This is a genomic window from Pseudomonas sp. 05N433 (assembly GCF_056396925.1).
This window is the reverse complement of sequence record NZ_JBFTML010000012.1, coordinates 20,913-38,950: the sequence shown is the minus strand read 5'-3', so window position 1 is coordinate 38,950 and position 18,038 is coordinate 20,913. Positions and strand designations below refer to the sequence as shown.

General features: G+C 59.0%; 14 protein-coding genes. 9 read left to right on the top strand and 5 right to left on the bottom strand.

The window, feature by feature from the left end; translation table 11 throughout:
* Positions 1 to 4: 4 nt before the first annotated feature.
* Positions 5 to 2,269: a DNA topoisomerase IV subunit A gene (parC, locus tag AC1DIS_RS09060; protein WP_064616004.1), complete on the top strand. Its 2,265-nt coding sequence runs from the start codon at positions 5 to 7 to the stop codon at positions 2,267 to 2,269.
* Positions 2,270 to 2,445: 176 nt separating this feature from the next.
* Positions 2,446 to 3,159, top strand: a complete 714-nt coding sequence (locus tag AC1DIS_RS09055) for a PqiC family protein (protein ID WP_018928520.1) — start codon at positions 2,446 to 2,448, stop codon at positions 3,157 to 3,159.
* 286 nt (positions 3,160 to 3,445) lie between these two features.
* On the opposite strand, the gene AC1DIS_RS09050 is transcribed toward AC1DIS_RS09055, so the two are convergent.
* Positions 3,446 to 4,975, bottom strand: coding sequence for an AhpA/YtjB family protein (locus AC1DIS_RS09050; protein WP_477744210.1), 1,530 nt, complete (start codon positions 4,973 to 4,975; stop codon positions 3,446 to 3,448).
* A gap of 134 nt (positions 4,976 to 5,109) precedes the next feature.
* On the opposite strand from AC1DIS_RS09050, the gene serB reads away from it, so the two are divergent.
* Positions 5,110 to 6,324, top strand: a complete 1,215-nt coding sequence (gene serB, locus AC1DIS_RS09045) for a phosphoserine phosphatase SerB (RefSeq protein ID WP_477744209.1) — start codon at positions 5,110 to 5,112, stop codon at positions 6,322 to 6,324.
* 69 nt (positions 6,325 to 6,393) lie between these two features.
* Here serB and AC1DIS_RS09040 read toward each other — a convergent pair whose 3' ends face one another.
* From AC1DIS_RS09040 to AC1DIS_RS09025, 4 genes are all read right to left on the bottom strand, one after another.
* Positions 6,394 to 8,181 carry a molecular chaperone gene (locus tag AC1DIS_RS09040; protein WP_477744208.1) on the bottom strand — a complete coding sequence of 596 codons (1,788 nt, stop codon included), beginning with the start codon at positions 8,179 to 8,181 and terminating at the stop codon, positions 6,394 to 6,396.
* A 135-nt stretch (positions 8,182 to 8,316) separates the two neighbouring features.
* Positions 8,317 to 9,177 (bottom strand): archaetidylserine decarboxylase, encoded by an 861-nt coding sequence (asd, locus tag AC1DIS_RS09035; RefSeq protein ID WP_086944086.1) that lies wholly within the window; start codon positions 9,175 to 9,177, stop codon positions 8,317 to 8,319.
* 18 nt (positions 9,178 to 9,195) lie between these two features.
* Positions 9,196 to 10,011 carry a thiosulfate sulfurtransferase gene (gene rhdA, locus AC1DIS_RS09030; RefSeq protein ID WP_019582192.1) on the bottom strand — a complete coding sequence of 272 codons (816 nt, stop codon included), beginning with the start codon at positions 10,009 to 10,011 and terminating at the stop codon, positions 9,196 to 9,198.
* A 96-nt stretch (positions 10,012 to 10,107) separates the two neighbouring features.
* Positions 10,108 to 11,640: an HDOD domain-containing protein gene (locus AC1DIS_RS09025; RefSeq protein ID WP_477744207.1), complete on the bottom strand. Its 1,533-nt coding sequence runs from the start codon at positions 11,638 to 11,640 to the stop codon at positions 10,108 to 10,110.
* Between the two features lie 166 nt (positions 11,641 to 11,806).
* On the opposite strand from AC1DIS_RS09025, the gene motA reads away from it, so the two are divergent.
* From motA to AC1DIS_RS08995, 6 genes are all read left to right on the top strand, one after another.
* Positions 11,807 to 12,658 carry a flagellar motor stator protein MotA gene (gene motA, locus AC1DIS_RS09020; protein ID WP_018928515.1) on the top strand — a complete coding sequence of 284 codons (852 nt, stop codon included), beginning with the start codon at positions 11,807 to 11,809 and terminating at the stop codon, positions 12,656 to 12,658.
* A gap of 3 nt (positions 12,659 to 12,661) precedes the next feature.
* A complete protein-coding gene (gene motB, locus AC1DIS_RS09015) occupies positions 12,662 to 13,708 on the top strand; it encodes a flagellar motor protein MotB (protein WP_018928514.1) in 1,047 nt (348 codons plus the stop codon).
* Positions 13,709 to 13,818: 110 nt separating this feature from the next.
* Entirely contained in the window at positions 13,819 to 14,985 is a 1,167-nt protein-coding gene (locus AC1DIS_RS09010; protein ID WP_064616010.1) for a sterol desaturase family protein, read from the top strand.
* A gap of 463 nt (positions 14,986 to 15,448) precedes the next feature.
* On the top strand, positions 15,449 to 15,718 hold the full coding sequence (locus AC1DIS_RS09005; RefSeq protein WP_064616011.1) for a hypothetical protein: 270 nt from the start codon (positions 15,449 to 15,451) through the stop codon (positions 15,716 to 15,718).
* A gap of 211 nt (positions 15,719 to 15,929) precedes the next feature.
* Complete coding sequence (locus tag AC1DIS_RS09000; protein ID WP_477780838.1) at positions 15,930 to 17,084, top strand: hypothetical protein; 1,155 nt, start codon at positions 15,930 to 15,932, stop codon at positions 17,082 to 17,084.
* Positions 17,078 to 17,839, top strand: coding sequence for a hypothetical protein (locus tag AC1DIS_RS08995; RefSeq protein ID WP_477744205.1), 762 nt, complete (start codon positions 17,078 to 17,080; stop codon positions 17,837 to 17,839). Before AC1DIS_RS09000 ends, AC1DIS_RS08995 begins: the two co-directional genes overlap by 7 nt.
* Positions 17,840 to 18,038 lie beyond the last annotated feature (199 nt).

Sequence of the window (18,038 nt, the reverse complement as noted above, 5' to 3'; positions counted from 1 at the left end):
CCGCATGAGCGACTCCCTTGATCTCAGCCTGGACGGTGTAGAACGCCGGTCACTGGCTGACTTCACCGAAAATGCCTACCTCAACTACTCCATGTACGTGATCATGGACCGTGCCTTGCCGCATATCGGCGACGGCCTGAAACCGGTACAGCGACGCATCGTCTATGCGATGAGCGAGTTGGGGCTGGACGCCGATTCCAAGCACAAGAAGTCGGCGCGTACCGTCGGTGACGTGCTCGGTAAATTCCACCCCCACGGCGACTCGGCGTGCTACGAAGCCATGGTGCTGATGGCCCAGCCGTTCAGCTACCGCTACACGCTGGTCGACGGCCAGGGTAACTGGGGTGCGCCGGATGATCCCAAGTCCTTCGCGGCCATGCGTTACACCGAAGCGCGGCTGTCGCGTTATTCCGAAGTGCTGCTCAGCGAACTGGGCCAGGGCACGGCGGACTGGGGCCCGAACTTCGACGGCACCCTGGAAGAACCTCTGGTGTTGCCGGCCCGTTTGCCGAACATCCTGCTCAACGGCACCACCGGTATCGCCGTGGGCATGGCCACCGACGTCCCGCCGCATAACCTGCGCGAAGTCGCGACCGCTTGCGTGCGCTTGCTGGATGAACCGAAAGCCACGGTCGAGCAGCTCTGCGAACACATTCAGGGGCCGGATTATCCGACCGAAGCGGAAATCATCACGCCGCGCGCCGACCTGCTGAAAATCTACGAAACCGGTCGCGGTTCGGTGCGCATGCGCGCTGTTTACCACGTCGAAGACGGCGACATCGTCGTGACGGCGCTGCCGCACCAGGTCTCTGGTGCCAAAGTGCTGGAGCAGATTGCCGCGATGATGCAGGCCAAACCGTCGAAAGCCCCGCAGATCGCGGACTTGCGCGACGAGTCGGACCACGAGAACCCTTGTCGCATCGTGATTATTCCGGTCAACAGCCGGGTCGATCACGAAGCGCTGATGCAGCACCTGTTCGCGACCACCGAGCTGGAATCCAGCTACCGGGTCAACATCAATATCATTGGCCTCGACGGCAAGCCGCAGCTCAAGAACCTGCGTGCATTGCTGGTGGAATGGCTGGAATTCCGCGTGCGGACCGTGCGTCGACGCCTGCAATTCCGTCTGGACAAGGTCGAGCGTCGCCTGCACCTGTTGGACGGCTTGCTGATTGCCTACCTCAACCTGGATGAAGTGATCCACATCATCCGTACCGAGGAGCATCCGAAGGCCAGTCTGATCGAGCGTTTCGCCCTGAGCGAGATCCAGGCCGATTACATTCTCGACACCCGTTTGCGTCAGTTGGCGCGACTGGAAGAAATGAAGCTGCGTGCCGAGCAGGACGAACTGCTCAAGGAGCAGGCCAAGCTGCAAGCCCTGCTGGGCAGCGAAGCCAAGCTGAAGAAACTGGTACGCAGCGAGCTGATCAAAGACGCCGAAACCTATGGCGACGACCGTCGTTCGCCAATCGTCGAGCGCGCCGAAGCCAAAGCGATGACCGAGCACGATCTGCTGCCGAACGAGAAAGTGACGGTCGTGTTGTCGGAAAAAGGCTGGGTTCGCTCCGCCAAAGGTCACGACATCGATGCTACCGGGCTGTCCTACAAGGCCGGGGATGGCTTCAAGACCTCGGCGGCCGGGCGTTCCAACCAGTTTGCGGTGTTTATCGACTCCACCGGCCGCAGTTATTCGGTTGCATCCCACACACTGCCGTCGGCCCGTGGCCAGGGTGAACCGCTGACCGGCCGTCTGACGCCGCCACCAGGGGCGAGCTTCGAATGCGTGCTGATGCCTGAAGACGATGCGCTGTACGTGATCGCATCCGACGCCGGTTACGGTTTCGTGGTCAAGGGCGAAGACCTGCAAGCCAAGAACAAGGCGGGCAAGGCCCTGTTGAGCCTGCCGAACAACGCCAAGGTCATCCTGCCGCGTCCAGTGGCCGACCGTGAACACAACTGGCTGGCCTCGGTGACCACCGAGGGTCGCCTGCTGATCTTCAAAATCAGCGATCTGCCACAATTAGGTAAAGGTAAAGGGAATAAGATCATCGGGATTCCCGGTGAGCGTGTTGCCAGTCGCGAAGAATATGTCACGGACATCGCTGTTTTGCCGGAGGGCGCCACTTTGGTGCTGCAGGCCGGCAAACGTACCTTGTCACTGAAGGCGGACGACCTTGAACACTATAAAGGTGAGCGTGGGCGTCGCGGTAACAAACTGCCACGGGGCTTCCAGAGGGTGGATGCGCTGTTCGTCGAAAACCTCAATTAAGCGTCCTAGAGCGCTCGATCTACGATTTGACGCGTAGATCGACGCTTTGGCGCTGGAGTCGGAACGCATATTCACGGATGATATGGCCTTTCAAGCGCCGGCGTAGCCGAGTGTTCTTCATATTTTTTGAGTATTTTCACTGTGGTGAGCCTTGTGGCAGCCACCTGGATGGGACGATGACTGCTCTGCGCCTTCCTTTTATTTTGATGCTCGCTGGCGTTCTTGGCCTGGCGGGTTGCAGCGTGCACCAGCCGGTGTCGCTGTATCAGCTGGACAGCGGAAGTCCGGCTCAGCCTGCGCAAAGCGCGGGCATGGCGGTATTGTTGGGCCCGGTAACGGTTGCTGATTACCTGCAACGCGAAACCTTGTTGCAGCGTCAGCCGGATGGCAGCCTTCAAGCATCGGCCGACGGTCGTTGGGCGGGCAGCCTGTCGTCGGACATCGATCAGCTGTTGCTGCGTCAGGTCGCTGGTCATCTGGACAGCCAACGCGTTGTCCTGGCACCTGCGACAGTGGGCTTCACGCCGGATGTTCAGGTTCTGCTGACCATCACCCGTCTGGACTCGGGTGTGTCGCAACCGGCGATCCTGGACGCGCAATGGCGCCTGATCGATCGTCGTGGTCAGGTGCGTGATAACCGTATCGTTCATCTGCAGGAGCAGCACTCCGGCGGCACGGCGTCCCAGGTTCAGGCCCAGGGTGTGTTGCTGCAGCGTCTGGCCGAGCAACTGTCCACAGCGCTCAAGCCACTGGCCAACCAGCCACCGATCGCTGAAGCACCGCGTAAACCAGCTGCCAAACCGGCAGCACCGGCAGCAGAGCCCGAGAAACAGCCAAAGATCCCGATGGCCTCGCCGATTCGTACGGATATGGAAGTGTTCAGGTTCTGAGCCTGGATTGAGTCCAGAACAAAGCCCGCCTTGTGCGGGCTTTGTTGTTTTTGCGGGTTGGTTGTAGCAGCTGCGGAGCCTGCGAGGCTGCGTTCGAGGAAGAAGTCCTCGCAGACCTTGTTGGTGCGTTTTGCCTGACCGTGCCCATCGCCTGATTTTACGACTGCTGTGCAGCCGAACGCAGCCTCGCAGGCTCGGCAGCTGCTACAAGAGTTAAGGGACAACAAAAAGCCCGCAGACGATCACTCATCTGCGGGCTTCTCTATAGCGGGCACAAGGTTACGGGTTATGCCCGGCGTTCGTGCATCCGCGCCAGTTGCCGCTCCAGCATCGATGGATAAGGCTCCATCAGGCGTTCTACGCAGCACGCCCCCTCAGGGCTTGCAATCGGGCGGATCCGCGCACGCTGGCGAATCAGCGCGTCATCGCTGATCTTGCGCTCCACCAGCAGCAGGTTGCGGCTGTGTTGCGACAGGGCCAGCGCATCCTGAGCGGTTTCGGTCAGCAGCAGGTCGATCTGGCTCAAGCTGAACAGTTCGTCGCCCAGTGTCAGGCCCAACTGCAATTGCAGGGTGATGCCGCTGTCGGCGACTTCGATCTGCAATTGATGGCCCAGGGCGCGCAGCAGCTCACCGCAGCAGATGGCGTTGGTCAGGTAGTCATCGCCGCTGTCTTCGGTGTGGAACAGCATCAGTGTGCTGCCATCGTTCAGGGTGTGCAGTTCGCTCTGGTAGAGCGACGCCGCCTGATCGAGGCAATCGCGGTAGCGTTTGAGCAGCTCTTCCAGACGTGCGCGGGGCAGGCGACGCAGTTGATCCTGCGCGCCCAGTTGTACCGCCAGTACCGCGCTGTGTTGAGGTACGTTCGATACCTGCGGCTTTGCGATGGATTTCGGCGCATTGTCTGTCGAGTCGTCACGCAGGTCGGCAAACGGATCTTCGTCGTCCTCGTCGTCTTCGACCGTGCTGACAATGCGCCGCGGCGCAGGCTTGAGACCTGCCACCGGTCGGGTTTCATCGAAGCTCGGATCACGCAGGTTGCGAACTTCGAAGGCCGGATCGGCCTCTTCGTCGTCATCGCTGTCGTCGAACTCGGGCTCTGGAACGGGCTCGGGTTCGGCCGGCTCCGGCGCGAAATTGGCGTGCAGCTGACGAGCCAGATCGCCGACTTCATCCTGACGCTCGGTGGCCGGGGTGTATTCGTCGATATTGCGCAGCCACACGCGCAATTGCAGCAGCGGCGTGGAGATATTGCGGCCCAGGCGCAGGCTCAAGGCCAGGGACAGCGCCAGCAGAATCGCGCTCAGAATGCCCATGCTTTGCAGGCTGATGGTCATCGGCTGCTGGAACTGATCCATGTCCAGGCTGATGCGCAGTTGCCCGGCGGTCACGTCCTGGAAGGTGATCTTGCTCTGGTACATGCCTTCGGCTTCGCCCAGCAGGCCGTGCTTGGGACGCTGACCGGCTTCGGCGAGGATGCGGTTATCCACGCTGTAGATGGCAGCGTGGGCCACCAGCTTGTTCTTGGTCAGGTTGTTGAGCAGCACATTCAGGCTGAGGATGTCGTTGGACACCAACAGCTCCGTGGCCGACGTAGCCGTCTGGGTAGTCAGGCTTTCGCCCAGGGCATCCGCCTGCTCGTGCATGGCCTGCTTGAACTGCAAACCCATCACACAGGCATAGATCACCAGGGCCAGAGCGACCAGGATCACGTTATGGCTGGCAATGCGTAATGCGATCGGTACACGGCGATGACGCAGTGCCCGGAAGATCAGCAGAAAGAAGTTGTCGGTTTTTACTGGCGTGGGCCGGTTCACTTGAGCTCGGCTCTTTGTCCGTGAAGTTGACGCGCAGTATAGCGACAGGCCCTAGGCCGTCAAAGCGCTCGCGGTGCCCGATGGTCACTGAAAATGGGTAGAATGCGGTTTTTTTCCACCTGCGGGGGTGCGCCTTGCGCGAAATCGTCCTGATAAACATCACGGGAGTCGACCGTCCGGGTCTGACTGCGGCCATAACCGGCGTTCTGGCCCAGGGTGGTGTGAACATTCTCGACATCGGTCAGGCGGTGATCCACGACACCCTGTCGTTCGGCATCCTGGTTGAAATTCCTGCCACCGAGCAAGGCAACTCGGTGCTCAAAGACATCCTGTTCAAAGGCTATGAGCTTGAGCAACAAGTGCGTTTCACGCCGGTGTCCGAAGAGGATTACCAGCAGTGGGTCGGCAACCAGGGCAAGAAACGCCACATCGTCACCCTGTTGACCCGCAAAGTGACCGCCGAGCAGTTGCAGCGTGTGAGTTCGATCACCGCCAAATACGGTCTGAACATCGACCATATCGACCGTCTGTCCGGGCGCATGCCGCTGGACACCCCGGCCGACAAGGGCAAGGGTTGCATCGAGTTTTCCGTGCGTGGCGAAGCGGCTGACCCGCAAGCGCTGCGGGCTGAATTCCTCAGCGTTGCGCAAGAGCTGAACGTCGACATCGCCTTCCAGGAAGATTCGCTGTTCCGCCGTAACCGTCGTCTGGCGGTGTTCGACATGGACTCGACGCTGATTGAAGCCGAGGTCATCGACGAACTGGCCAAGGCCGCCGGCGTTGGCGACCAGGTGTCCGCGATTACTGAGCGGGCGATGGCCGGCGAGCTGGACTTCCGCGCCAGCTTCAAGGAGCGCCTGGCCTTGCTGCAAGGGCTGGACGTCAGCGTGCTGGACGCCATCGGTGCTTCCCTGCGCCTGACCGAAGGCGCCGAAACCCTGTTCGCCGAACTCAAGCGCCTGGGCTACAAGACCGCGATTCTGTCGGGCGGCTTCACCTACTTCGCCAAGCAACTGCAAGCCAAGCTGGGCATCGACTATGTGTTCGCCAACGAACTGGAAGTGGTCGACGGCAAGGTCACCGGCGTGGCGGTCGAGCCGATTGTCGATGCGCAGCGCAAGGCGGATTTGCTGCGTGAGCTGGCGCATAAAGAAGGTTTGCGTCTGGAGCAGACGATTGCCGTCGGTGACGGTGCCAACGACCTGCCGATGCTGGCGATTGCCGGGCTGGGCGTAGCGTTCCGCGCCAAACCATTGGTCAAACAATCGGCGAAGCAGGCGATTTCCACCCTTGGGCTGGATGGTGTGCTGTATCTGCTGGGTTTCCGGGATCGCGACGGGCAGCTCTGAGTTTTCGACCGTCCGGGCGAGCCCCATCACGAGCCTGCTCGCGATAGGGGCACCCTCTGGGACTCGCCGTTATAGCGACTTCCACAACGAATCAAACTCTTGCGCTACCCCGACCACGCCGCCTTCCGCGGCGTTTTCGTTTCTGGCTACCTCCAGCGAACGGTAGGCAAACTGATTGAAGCTGTTGGTGCTCGTCATCCGTCGCTCCAGCTCGGCCGGGCGTTCCTGGCCATTGGTGTTGATCAGCACCTTATTCCCTTCCTGGAACGGCAGGCGCGGGGTGAGCAGGGTGGCCGGCAAGTCGATGGCGCTGATGGCGGGCAGTAACAGCCCGCGCAAGTACTGGCTGTGCTCGTCGTCGGAGCGAATCAGTTGCAGGCCGCAGGGCTCGGCGTAAGGCGCAACCTGCTCGATACCCATCTGCGTGCCACCGCCCCGTACCTGGCGGATCCAGCGCACCACGGCAACGCTCCAGCCTTGACCGGCCGTATCCTCGATACCGACCATTTCGCCAGCCTGCAGTTCGGCAGGCACTGCGCCGGGCCAGGCCAGGCAATAACCGCCAGGGCTGTGATTGATCACCGGTAGCGCGTAGGTCGGGAAATGCTGTTGGCCGGACGCCTCGTGGTTGTCATGTTTCTGAAGGTGTGGATATTCGATCTCTTCGTAGGGCAGCAGCGTGTCTGCCGTGCCATGGGGGGCGGCGTCGAAGGCCTGTTTCCATTGGTCCTTGGCGCGTCCTGTCGGCTCGGTTGCCGAGAACTGCGCGGGACGGGCGCCGGTTTTTTTCAGGATGTCGTTGAACGGGCGTTTGCCACCGAGATAAAAGTGCAGGGCGCTCATGCCCACGCACAGGGTCAACGTGCCGTGGCCGACGGTGCGCTGGAAGCCGCGCTCGGAGGCCTGCCCCCAGGCGGCATGCAGGTGTTGCAGCGTATCCAGATTGAGGCCCATCGGAACCGGCAGCGGCGATGCCTTGTCGGCCGATTGTTGCAGATGGGTTTCGATGGCGGCGACCAAGGGCTGCGGGTCGATCCTCAACAAGCGCTCCTGGTGTTCGGCCGGGAACTTGGTGCGATAACGCGGGCCGCTGTCGAGGTCCGAGGCGACGGCAAACAGCCCGCTGTCCGGTTTGGCTGGTTGCAGTTTGATCCATTGGCTCCAGGGTTCCAGCACCTCGGCGAGCCGGGCGATCTGGTTCTGGCGCAGTTGATTGCAGCGTGAAGCGCCCAGCAGGAGGGCGACGACGTAGGTCTGCTCGATACTCAGGCTTTGCGTCTGGCTGGCCAGTTCATCGCGCACGCTCTGATGTTGCAGCTGATGTTCGCAGCCGATCCGGTACAGCTGATGCAGTTCCAGCCACAGCCCTTCGGGCGCCGGGCAATAGAGCTCAGTTGCGCGGATCAACGTACCGTTCAAGCAATGGACGGCACGTTGCAATGACTGGGTCAGCAGCGGCGCACGGTCTTTACTGAAGCGCGGTGCGATGCGGACGACGATCTGCTTGTAGCCGATCGCCAAGTGGCTCTGCAGCGCCTGGCAAAGGTTGGCGATTTTGCGCGAACGCTCGTCGAGCACAATGGCCTGATGCAGGAAATGCCGCTCCAGGTGCTTGCAGACGTAATACACCTCGGGCCGCAGCAATTCGAGCAATTGCAGGCGATTGTCGCTGGGTGTGAGCAACTGGTTGAGTTCGCTCAGGCCTTGATACAACTGGCGAGCGGTTTCACCGATGTTGGCTTTGGGCAGGTTGGCGATCCAGCGCTTGAGGTCGCGTGGCGTGGCTTCGCAGAAAGACAGGCGCGACTGCGTCGGGATCGGTGCGCGTAGCAGCAGGGCAGGATTGGTCTCATTCATGCCGTGGACAAACTCCGACCGTGAAATGGGCAACGAATGACTTTGACTGTAGCAGCTATGAACGCTGGAGGAGGGGGCGCAGCGGGAGGAAATGCCCGATCCCACGAAAGGCGTTCGTGGGATCGGATCGAGGGATCAGGAGGTTGGCAGGCCGATGCCCTGGCCCATCTGCACTGGCGAAAGGGCGCCCAGCCCTTCAGTCCATTTCACTTGATCCGGCCCGAACAGCACGACCGCCGTAGAACCGAGCTTGAAACGACCCAGTTCCGCACCTTTTTCCAAGTGAATCGGCGCACGGGCCGCTTCGTCGTAGCGGAAGGTTTTCAGCTCGCGTTTTGGCGGTGTGACCAAGCCAGCCCAAACGGTTTCGATCGACGCCACAATCATCGCGCCCACCAGTACCACGGCCATCGGGCCGCGTTCAGTGTCGAAAATGCACGCTACACGCTCGTTGCGGGCGAACAGTTCCGGAACGTTTTCAGCGGTGGTCTGGTTGACCGAGAAGATGCGGCCGGGGATGTAGACCATCTCGCGCAGGGTGCCGGCCAGCGGCATGTGCACACGGTGGTAGTCTTTCGGCGACAGATAAATGGTGGCGAAATCGCCGCCCATGAAGGGCGCTGCGTTGGCTGCGTCGCCACCCAGCAGTTCCAGTACGCTGAAGCTGTGGCCCTTGGCCTGGAAAACGCGACCGTGTTCGATCGGGCCGAGCTGGCTGACGGCACCGTCGGCCGGGCTGAGGATCGCGCCCGGGGTTTGATCCAGCGGGCGAGCGCCGTCTTTCAAGGCGCGGGTGAAGAACGCATTGAAGTGCTCGTAAGCGGTCAGGTCTTCGACCAGCGCCTGGGACATGTCCACTTGATAACGCTTGGCGAACCAGGCGGTAAAGGCATTCTTGAACCAGCGCACGCGGCATTCGGCAATGCAGCCGGCCAGTCGCGAGAGCAAGTGATGGGGCAGCAGGTATTGGCTGAGGATAAACAAACGCTTATTCATTAACTGTCCTTGAAAAACTTAAATCTCTACGGGCGTGTCAGGGTGGTTGCCCCATTCGCCCCAGGAGCCGGCGTAGCCTTTGACCCGCGGATAACCGAGCGCCTTGGCCACCAGATAGGTGAAGCCAGAACGATGGTGTGTCTGGCAGTGGGTAATGACTTCTTTGTCTTTGGTAATGCCGAGTTGTTCCAGGATTTTCGGCATGTCGGTGCGGATGCGCAGGTTGCGCGCCTGATCCATGCCGGCGGTCCATTCGAAATTGACCGCGCCGGGGATGTGCCCGCCCTTGGCCGCCAACACTTTCTCGCCGGAGTATTCCTGCGGGCCGCGTGCGTCCCAGATCGCCAGGTCAGCGGCGCCGAGGCGGCTTTGCAGGTATTCGCGGGTGGCGACAGGTTCGTCGTGCAGGGTCAGGGCGACCGGGCCGCCGACTGCCGGCGGGATCTGGATCGACATGGGCAAGCCTTCCGCCAGCCAGGCCGGCAGGCCGCCGTCGACATAGTGATATTTGCTGTGGCCGATGACATCCAGCAGCCAGATAAAGCGCCCGGCCCAACCGCCGCCTTCGTCGTCATAGACGACATAGACTGCATCGGGGTTGTGCCCCAGTTCGCCGAACAATGCTTCAAGCGCGGCGTGGGTCGGCAACAGACCAGGCGCAGGTGCCTGCCCCAGCTGAGTGCGTTTTGGATCGACAAAGCGTGCACCGGGGATATGCCCTTCGGCATAGCGGGCGCTGCTGGTCAGGTCCACCAGAATCAGTTCGCGGGAGTCGAGACGCGGGAGCAGGTCGCTCGGTTCGATCACCAGCGCCAAGCCAGAGAAGTCAGACATGTGAGGTCTCCAGAGCACAAAGGGGAGGATTGTAGCGCAGCGTCATGAGGGCCTGTTATCAGTTATTTTGGGGCAGGAAATAACTGATAACAGGCCCTAGCGGTGGCTAAAGCTGTGCAGGGCCTTTTCGATGCATTGAGCGGTTTTGCCGAACGCTTGCACGGTGATTTCCGAGAACGGTCCGCCGCCCTGATCCGCTACCACGATCATGATCACCCGGCCGTTATTGACCAGTGAGCGCAGCAGCAGGTGTTCGCCGCTGAACTGTGAGCGCAGGCTGGCTGGCAGCAGGGCCGAGAATTGTGCGTTGTTGGCCGGCGTCAGGCGCACCTGGGCCTGTTGCGCGAGCAGGCGTTGCAGCACGGTGCTCTGACTGACCACCAGGTTCAGGCCGGCCACTTCCTTGGGCAGCCCGGCGGTCTGGTGCACACGCAAATTGGCGTGCGTGCGATCGGCCATCAGAATCATCACCCGGCGCATGCCACACGCCACCAGGGCGTCCCGGGCCGATGTGGTCAAGTGCATGGCATTGGTAAAGCGGCTCGGCTCCACCAGCAATTCGGCGCATTGCTTGCGCCACTTCGCCAGGTCTTCGGTGGTCGGTGCCGGTGCGGGCAACAAACCGGCATGCACGCGGTGCGCACCCGGTGGCCAGATCAGCGATTCGGCCGCGTGCCAGAGGTCCGGCATAGCGTGTTGACGAGCGCTGTTGGCGGCCTGCTGGTGCATTTGTTGTTGCACCTCATCCATCGGCATTTGCAGGTAAAGACTGGTCAGGTACTGCCAGCGCTCGCAGTGGGGGCTGTCCCAGGCCTGTTGTGCCGCCAACGCCAGACCGTTGGCCAGCAGCACGGTATTGGCAGGCTGATTGAGCCAGCGGCGTAACGTCGGGTCGTCATCAAGGCGGTTCTGTTGGCGCAATGGGTGGTCGCTGTCGCGCGCGATGCGCAGGACTTTCACCAGCTCACGTTGTTCGCTGCGCAGCAGCCGATAACCTTGCTGTACCCAGATCGGCAGGCGCCAGACGTCCACCAGTGCCAGACAGATGTCCAGCAGGCGCACGCCGAACAATTGCTTTTCGACTTTGCGTGCCGACTCGCCTTTATGGATAACCCGCAGCTCCCATTCTTCAAGCAACTGCGGGTGGGTCAGCGCCATGGGCCAGAGTGGCGAAAGAAACAGCAGGCTGCCCCAGTGGATGTCCTGCCACAGTCGCGCCAGGCGACTGGCGAAAAAGCCGTTGGCCTGTTGAGTGGCGTGCTGGCTGATCAGTTGAAGCTGGCGCAGGGCGACGGGGATTTGCAATTGGGGTTCGGCGGGCAGGCGGTCGAGCAGTTCTTCGGTGCGTTTCAAACCGAGGCGATTGATCGCCACCTCAAGGTTTTCAGCAGGCTCGGTCATGCTGCCATGGGTGTGACGGTTGGCTTCGCGAATCACGCTCAAGGCCAGGGCCGGGCTTTCCTGCATCAGTTCGGCGATGTCGCGCAGGGAACTGCGGTTATCGCGGATGGCTTTGCAGACCCGGTCGTGGCTGGCTTGCGGAACCGGCAGGCGCACGCCATCGAGAAGCTTGACCCAGCCTTCAAGCGTGGTTGGTTTTGGCGTTGGGACGTTCGTTTCGTTAGCCATGTCTGGACGCGATCATCGTCTGCTTTACCTATGCCCTGAACGGGTCAAATTAGCTTTTCGCCTTAACTGGCTATAGTCTGGCGCAGTTTTGCCGATAAGTAGAAGAAGAGATTTTTTAACTTCCGAATATGACCTTGAACCCGACTCAGTAAGTGCTCTCCTACCTATGGCTAAAATTATCGGCATCATCGTCGTATTCGCGAGCGTGCTCGGCGGATACGTGCTTTCCCACGGCAAGATTGCCGCTCTCATCCAGCCTTTCGAGGTGATGATTATCGGTGGCGCGGCCCTTGGCGCCTTCCTGCAGGCCAACCCCGGCCACATGACAATGCACGTGCTCAAGAAGTCCTTGGGCATGTTCAGCTCGCGTTTCAACCACACCTTCTACCTGGAAGTGCTGGGGCTGATTTACGAGATCCTCAACAAGAGCCGTCGCGAAGGCATGATGGCGATCGAAGGCGACATCGAAGATGCCGCCGCGAGCCCGATCTTCGCCAAGTACCCGGCGGTGCTCAAAGACGAACGCATGACCGCGTTCATCTGCGATTACCTGCGCATCATGTCCTCCGGCAACATGGCTCCCCATGAGCTGGAAGGCCTGTTCGACATGGAACTCTACAGCCTCAAGGAAGACCTCGAGCACCCGTCCCACGCGGTGAACGGCATCGCCGACGCCATGCCCGGTTTCGGTATCGTCGCGGCGGTATTGGGGATCGTGGTGACCATGGCATCCCTGGGCGAAGGCGACCAGAAGTCCATCGGTCTGCACGTGGGTGCGGCACTGGTCGGTACCTTCTTCGGTATTCTCGCGGCCTACGGTTTCTTTGGTCCGCTGGCCCACTCCCTGGCTCACGATGCCAAGGAAGAACTGAACACCTACGAAGCCATCAAGGCTTCGCTGGTGGCTTCGGCTTCCGGGATGCCGCCGTCGCTGGCGGTGGAGTTCGGTCGCAAGGTTCTGTACCCGGCGCACCGTCCTAGCTTCGCTGAGCTGGAACAAGCGGTTCGCGGTCGTTAAGTCATGGAAAATAACCAGCCGATAATCATCAAGCGCGTCAAGCGCATCGCCGGAGGGCATCACGGGGGCGCCTGGAAAATCGCCTTCGCGGACTTCGCGACGGCGATGATGGCGTTCTTCCTGGTGTTGTGGCTGCTGTCCACCGCGACGCCTGAACAGAAGATCGCCATCGCCGGTTACTTCAAGGACCCGGTCGGGTTTTCCGAAAGCGGTACACCGTACATCATCGACCTGGGCGGCACGCCGACCCTGGCGCCGGAGAACACCCTCAACCCGGAGGTGAAATCTCAGCCGCAGCCAGACAAGGTGACCATCGACGCCGAGCAGGTTGAAGGCATGGCCGAGCAGGTCGAGAAGGAACGCCTGGAGTTGTTGCTGCAAGAGTTGCAGAACAAGGTCAATGAAAACCCGCAATTGCAGAAATTCAAGGACCAGATCCTCTTCGAGATCACCCAGGACGGTTTGCGCATCCAGATCATGGACGCCGAAAACCGCCCGATGTTCGACTCTGGCAGTGCGCGTCTGAAGCCGTACTTCGAAGACATTCTGCTGGCCATGGCCGACACCATCAAAGCGGTGCCGAACAAGATCAGCATCAGCGGCCACACCGATGCCAAGCCGTACTCGGGCACCGGCGATTTCGGTAACTGGGAACTCTCGGCCAATCGCGCCAACGCGGCTCGTCGTGCATTGGTCGCCGGCAGTTATCCGGATGCCCAGGTCGCGCGAGTCGTCGGTTATGCCTCGTCGGCGCTGTTCGACAGGGAGAACCCGTTCAATCCGGTCAATCGCCGGATCGACATCGTGGTGCTGACCAAGAAAGCCCAGCGCGCCATCGAAGGTGAACAAGGTGCCGAACCGGCGCCAGCGCCGACGCAAGGGCAGGGTGGCCCGGGCGAAGTGCATGCGCCGCCAGCCGATCCGAACGCATTGCCGGCGGATAAGGAACCGCTGCCGGCACACGAACTTCGTGAGCGTTTGAATCTGTTTGATAATCCGGCGCCGAAGCCGGGCGAACCGCCCAAACCCGCTGTACCGCCCAAGCAATAACCTGCAGAAAAGCCACCATGAGTGGCTTTTCTGTTTCTGGCTGCGTCACTGCAGCGTCGCACTGACTCGACTCACTGCAAGTTTGTTTTCGGAATCATGGAAGATCAGTAATGGAAAGACTCAAGTCCTATTTTCAGCAGCATGGCAATGCACCCTTCAAGTTTGGTGAAGGGCGGGTCAGTGGCTACATCTCAGCCACGCTCGGGCTATTGAGCCTGCTGGCGGTATTGTGCTTTCTCTTTCCCGAATGGCTGACCACCGCCGAACTGCGCAAGGTGTACGACGAACAGTTTGCGCGCACCACGCTATTGCTTGGGCTGGTACTGTCTTTCAGCCTGGGCACCCTGAATATCCTGCTCAACAAGCGAAAGCGCTTGGGGATTACCGGACTTGTCGCCTCGGGGCTGGCGGTGTTTCTCGGCGGCACCAATGTGCAGATCAGCTCGATTGGGCAGACACCGTACTCGCTGGGGCTGGACTGGTTCGTCCTGGCTCTGCTGGTGTCGGCCATCGTCTTTATCCCCCTGGAAAAACTCTATTCCAAGGACCCTGAGCAAAACATTCTGCGTCCGCACTGGCGAACTGACCTGACCTACTTTTTTGTCAGTCATATGCTGGTGCAGTTCATCCTGATTTTCATCACTGCCTCGTCGAGCTTTATGGCTGGCTGGGCCGTGTCGGCGGATTTGCAGGCCAGCGTACAAAGCCTGCCGATCGTTGTGCAGTTCTTGCTGGCGGTATTGGTGGCTGACCTCGGTCAGTACTGGCTGCATCGGCTGTATCACGTCGTGCCATGGTTATGGCGCATGCATGCCGTACATCACTCAAGCACGCACATGGATTGGCTCGCCGGTTCGCGTGTCCACTTCATCGAGATTCTGCTCACCCGTACCGGCGTGCTGGTGCCTTTGATGCTGCTGGGTTTTGCGCCCCAGGCGTTGAACGCCTACGTGATTCTGGTCGGGGTGCAGGCAGTGCTGGCCCACGCCAATGTACGGATCAACGGCGGCTGGCTGAATTATGTGCTGGTCCTGCCGCGCTATCACCATTGGCATCATGCCCGGCACAAGGATTACATCTACAAGAACTATGCGATCCATACGCCGCTGGTGGATATGCTGTTTGGCACCTTCAAGTTGCCACCCAAGGAGTGGCCGACGCGCTACGGGGTTTTTGGCAAGGACTTGCCGGGCGGTATCCTGCGCCAGCACTTGTACCCGTTCCAGAAGCCTGGCCTGAAGAGCGTCGAGCCGAAACCGCCGGCAGCGGTTTCCTGAGGCCAAAAAAAGCCGCGATGATCGCGGCTTTTTTGTCTCTGCTGCTTCGTCCTGAATAAGGTTTACACCTTCTGGCTTCTTATCAGGAAGTCGTTATGGACAATCACTCCTTGCCACAGCTTCAACGGCAAAACCGCTGGATTGGATGCCGCTAATCATTTTCGTGGCGTCACGAAAATGATCGGCAAAGGCGGGCAGCGACTGTCGATCTGGAACTCGAATAAGACAGCAACGAACGGAAGGTGGATTGATTAACCGCGCGATGGGCTGGCGGTGCCGGCGGTAAAAATCAAGGAGTGAGGCTTGTTCGGAGAATGATGTAGGACAGTTCCGAGGCGTATTGGCCGGGTTTACTTCCCCAGATTGCTCGCCTACAGTTCGCTCGTCGCTGACGAATCAGCGATCGATCTTAGCCGGTCGAAACAAAGATGAATCCTCACCCAAGTGACCGGAGTTAGACCTAATGGCTAAGTATCACCCCTTGCAAGGCAATTTCAGCGTCGGCCCGACTCTGTATATCGACACCGAAGCCAAATTCTCGGATCTCCTCGAAACCGCCACTCACCGAATCAAAGCCGCGCGCAATCTGCTCAATAGCGTCACCTGCCTGTGCATCAAAAACGTCGAAGGTCACGATCTGGAGCATTTCGCCAATGCTGCACACCTGTTGATTCAGGACGGCTGTGACGCCTTGGATGCTTTGGGCTGGAAGCTGGAAAAAGCCGCACTTTGAAGACCGGAAAGCCGCGATCGTCGCGCATCTGGTCGCGGTAGGGGTTGTAGATAACTCTATCCCTACCGCGACAGTCACTCGCTCCCTGGCCATTATCTTTTATCTCGCTTCACAGAGACTCTGTATCAGAATTCACGGAAGAATATCAGGAATTTTGCACGCTATCAGAGCCTCTGATATCGTGATGAAATCGTGATACGGAAGAATGGCCATGGTTGATTTTACCAGCTACGACCACGACCTCCCTGAGAGGCGTGACCTGATCGAGCTCAAGGTCYATGTAGAGAGTGTGCTTGGTCTCAAGCTGCGCTTAAAACCGTGGGAGCACGTCAAAATCCTTCCGTATGTGCTGCGTGACCGATACGAATTTTTCGTCACGGAAATCTTGGGTGCCAAGTGCCTTATCCTCAAGGAGCATCCACAGCGGGAAGCTAGCGTTGCGGATGTAGCCAAGCATATGCAGGCAATCAACAAGCTGCTGGAGAAGAAGTTGCCCGAAACCAGTGACCTCATGGTTTTCGTCACAGACGCGCTCCCGAGCTATGACAGAAAACGACTGGTCGAGAAAGGCGTCCAATTCATCGTGCCGGGAAACCAGCTTTATCTTCCAGCGTTTGGAATGGATTTGCGTGAGTACTACAGGCAGCGCCTGGAAAAACCTCAGGTTCTGAGCCCCGCCACTCAATCCATGCTTATTCAATTATTGATCAAAGGATGGCAGCCCCGGTTACTGACCACTCGCTCTACTTTCGAGAAGTCCTTTGCCTACGCAAAAATGACCGTTACCAGAGCCATCAAAGAGCTGACCGATCTGGACATCGTTCAGCCTGGAAAGGAAATGGGTGAAGCCGCGATCTTTTTTCACTTGTCTCCTAAAGAGACTTGGGAAATGGCGAAAGACTACATGCGTACGCCGGTCAAAAAAACGCTTTGGTTAAATGCAATTCCTGAGGCGTTTGACACCCCAATGCTGCTGGCGGGGGAGGCGGCCCTGGCAGAGATGAGCCTTCTCGCCAGTCCAAAAGTACCTGGCTTTGCAATGACGACTGCGCAGTTCGATCACATTCGAGAGCTTGCTCAGTCTGATCACCTCCAAAAAGTGAATACGGCATATGGGGTAGAGATCGGCTTTTGGGGCTCGACTTCAAAGACGGCCAAATCTAAACGCGAGACCACGTTTCCCTATTTTGAGGTGCCGCAAAACCATGCAGCGTGCTGCATCCAGTTTTGGAACTATGAGCCACTGCACAGCAACATAGCTATTGGAGTTGTCGACCCATTTTCTCTCTATCTAAGTCTCAAGGATGACCATGATGACCGGGTGCAAATGTGTTTGGATGAAATGATGGAGAACGTGAAATGGTAGTGGGTATCGACCGGTTTAGAGAGTATTTCAAAGACTATCAGGGCAGCTACGTTCTGATAGGCGGGGTGGCAGCCTCGATAACCATGGAGGATCTGGGTGAGCGATTTCGACCCACCAAGGATCTGGATGTCGTACTGGTCGTTGAGGCTCTCAATCGTGAGTTCGTAGGTCAGTTCTGGAAGTTCATCAAGGACGGCGGATATGCCATTCGCCAAAATGGAGACAGAGAAGGGGGCTCCCCTGTTTTCTATCGCTTCCAGAATCCCGAGGACAAATCCTTTCCAGTTCAGATCGAGCTTTTTTCTCGTCTCCCAGATGGCCTGGAACACGAAGAAGCGGCCCGAATGACCAGAATCCCCGTAGAAGAGCAAGCCGCAAGTCTTTCTGCGATCATCCTTGATGATGAGTATTACAACTTTCTCCTGGCCGGCGTCGATCACACCCAGGAAATCAGTCACATTGGGGCCGACAGGCTCGTTCCGCTCAAAGCCCATGCCTGGCTTAACAAGAAGGCGCAGATCCAGAACGGCGTGCAAGTGGACAGTCGCGATATCAAGAAGCACTTCAGAGATGTGATCTTGCTTTCTGTCGGTCTTACGGAAGGAATGACCGAACTCCCTGAACGAATGGCTCTCGATTTGACGTCATTTCTCAGCCAAGTGTCCGCTGAGCTTGCGTCAAACCCCCAAGGTTACAAAGGGGTGGATGGCGACCGTTTGATCAAGACCATTCAAGAAGCCTTCAGCCTCAATTAATTCATTTTTTTCGCACGGTATCGTAGGCGCTGATAGCGTGCGTAAATCCTGTTATTTGGCTGTTAAGATGGCTCTGTAATGCCGATTTTGGACGTAAGGTATGTTGGCTGGGCAAGTCTGCTCAGTGCGTCAGCTTCCAGCCCAGCGCATCCAAGGCTTGCTAAAGACCAGAAAGCCGCGATCATCGCGGCTTTTTTGC

Excerpts from the sequence above, each read along its gene's own strand:
- motB (WP_018928514.1), top strand. The coding sequence starts at position 12,662 with ATGGAAAATAACCAGCCGATAATCATCAAGCGCGTCAAGCGCATCGCC.
- AC1DIS_RS09055 (WP_018928520.1), top strand. The coding sequence starts at position 2,446 with ATGACTGCTCTGCGCCTTCCTTTTATTTTGATGCTCGCTGGCGTTCTT.
- AC1DIS_RS09010 (WP_064616010.1), top strand. The coding sequence starts at position 13,819 with ATGGAAAGACTCAAGTCCTATTTTCAGCAGCATGGCAATGCACCCTTC.
- AC1DIS_RS09040 (WP_477744208.1), bottom strand. The coding sequence starts at position 8,181 with ATGAATGAGACCAATCCTGCCCTGCTGCTACGCGCACCGATCCCGACG.
- parC (WP_064616004.1), top strand. The coding sequence starts at position 5 with ATGAGCGACTCCCTTGATCTCAGCCTGGACGGTGTAGAACGCCGGTCA.
- AC1DIS_RS09025 (WP_477744207.1), bottom strand. The coding sequence starts at position 11,640 with ATGGCTAACGAAACGAACGTCCCAACGCCAAAACCAACCACGCTTGAA.
- AC1DIS_RS09005 (WP_064616011.1), top strand. The coding sequence starts at position 15,449 with ATGGCTAAGTATCACCCCTTGCAAGGCAATTTCAGCGTCGGCCCGACT.
- motA (WP_018928515.1), top strand. The coding sequence starts at position 11,807 with ATGGCTAAAATTATCGGCATCATCGTCGTATTCGCGAGCGTGCTCGGC.
- rhdA (WP_019582192.1), bottom strand. The coding sequence starts at position 10,011 with ATGTCTGACTTCTCTGGCTTGGCGCTGGTGATCGAACCGAGCGACCTG.
- asd (WP_086944086.1), bottom strand. The coding sequence starts at position 9,177 with ATGAATAAGCGTTTGTTTATCCTCAGCCAATACCTGCTGCCCCATCAC.
- AC1DIS_RS08995 (WP_477744205.1), top strand. The coding sequence starts at position 17,078 with ATGGTAGTGGGTATCGACCGGTTTAGAGAGTATTTCAAAGACTATCAG.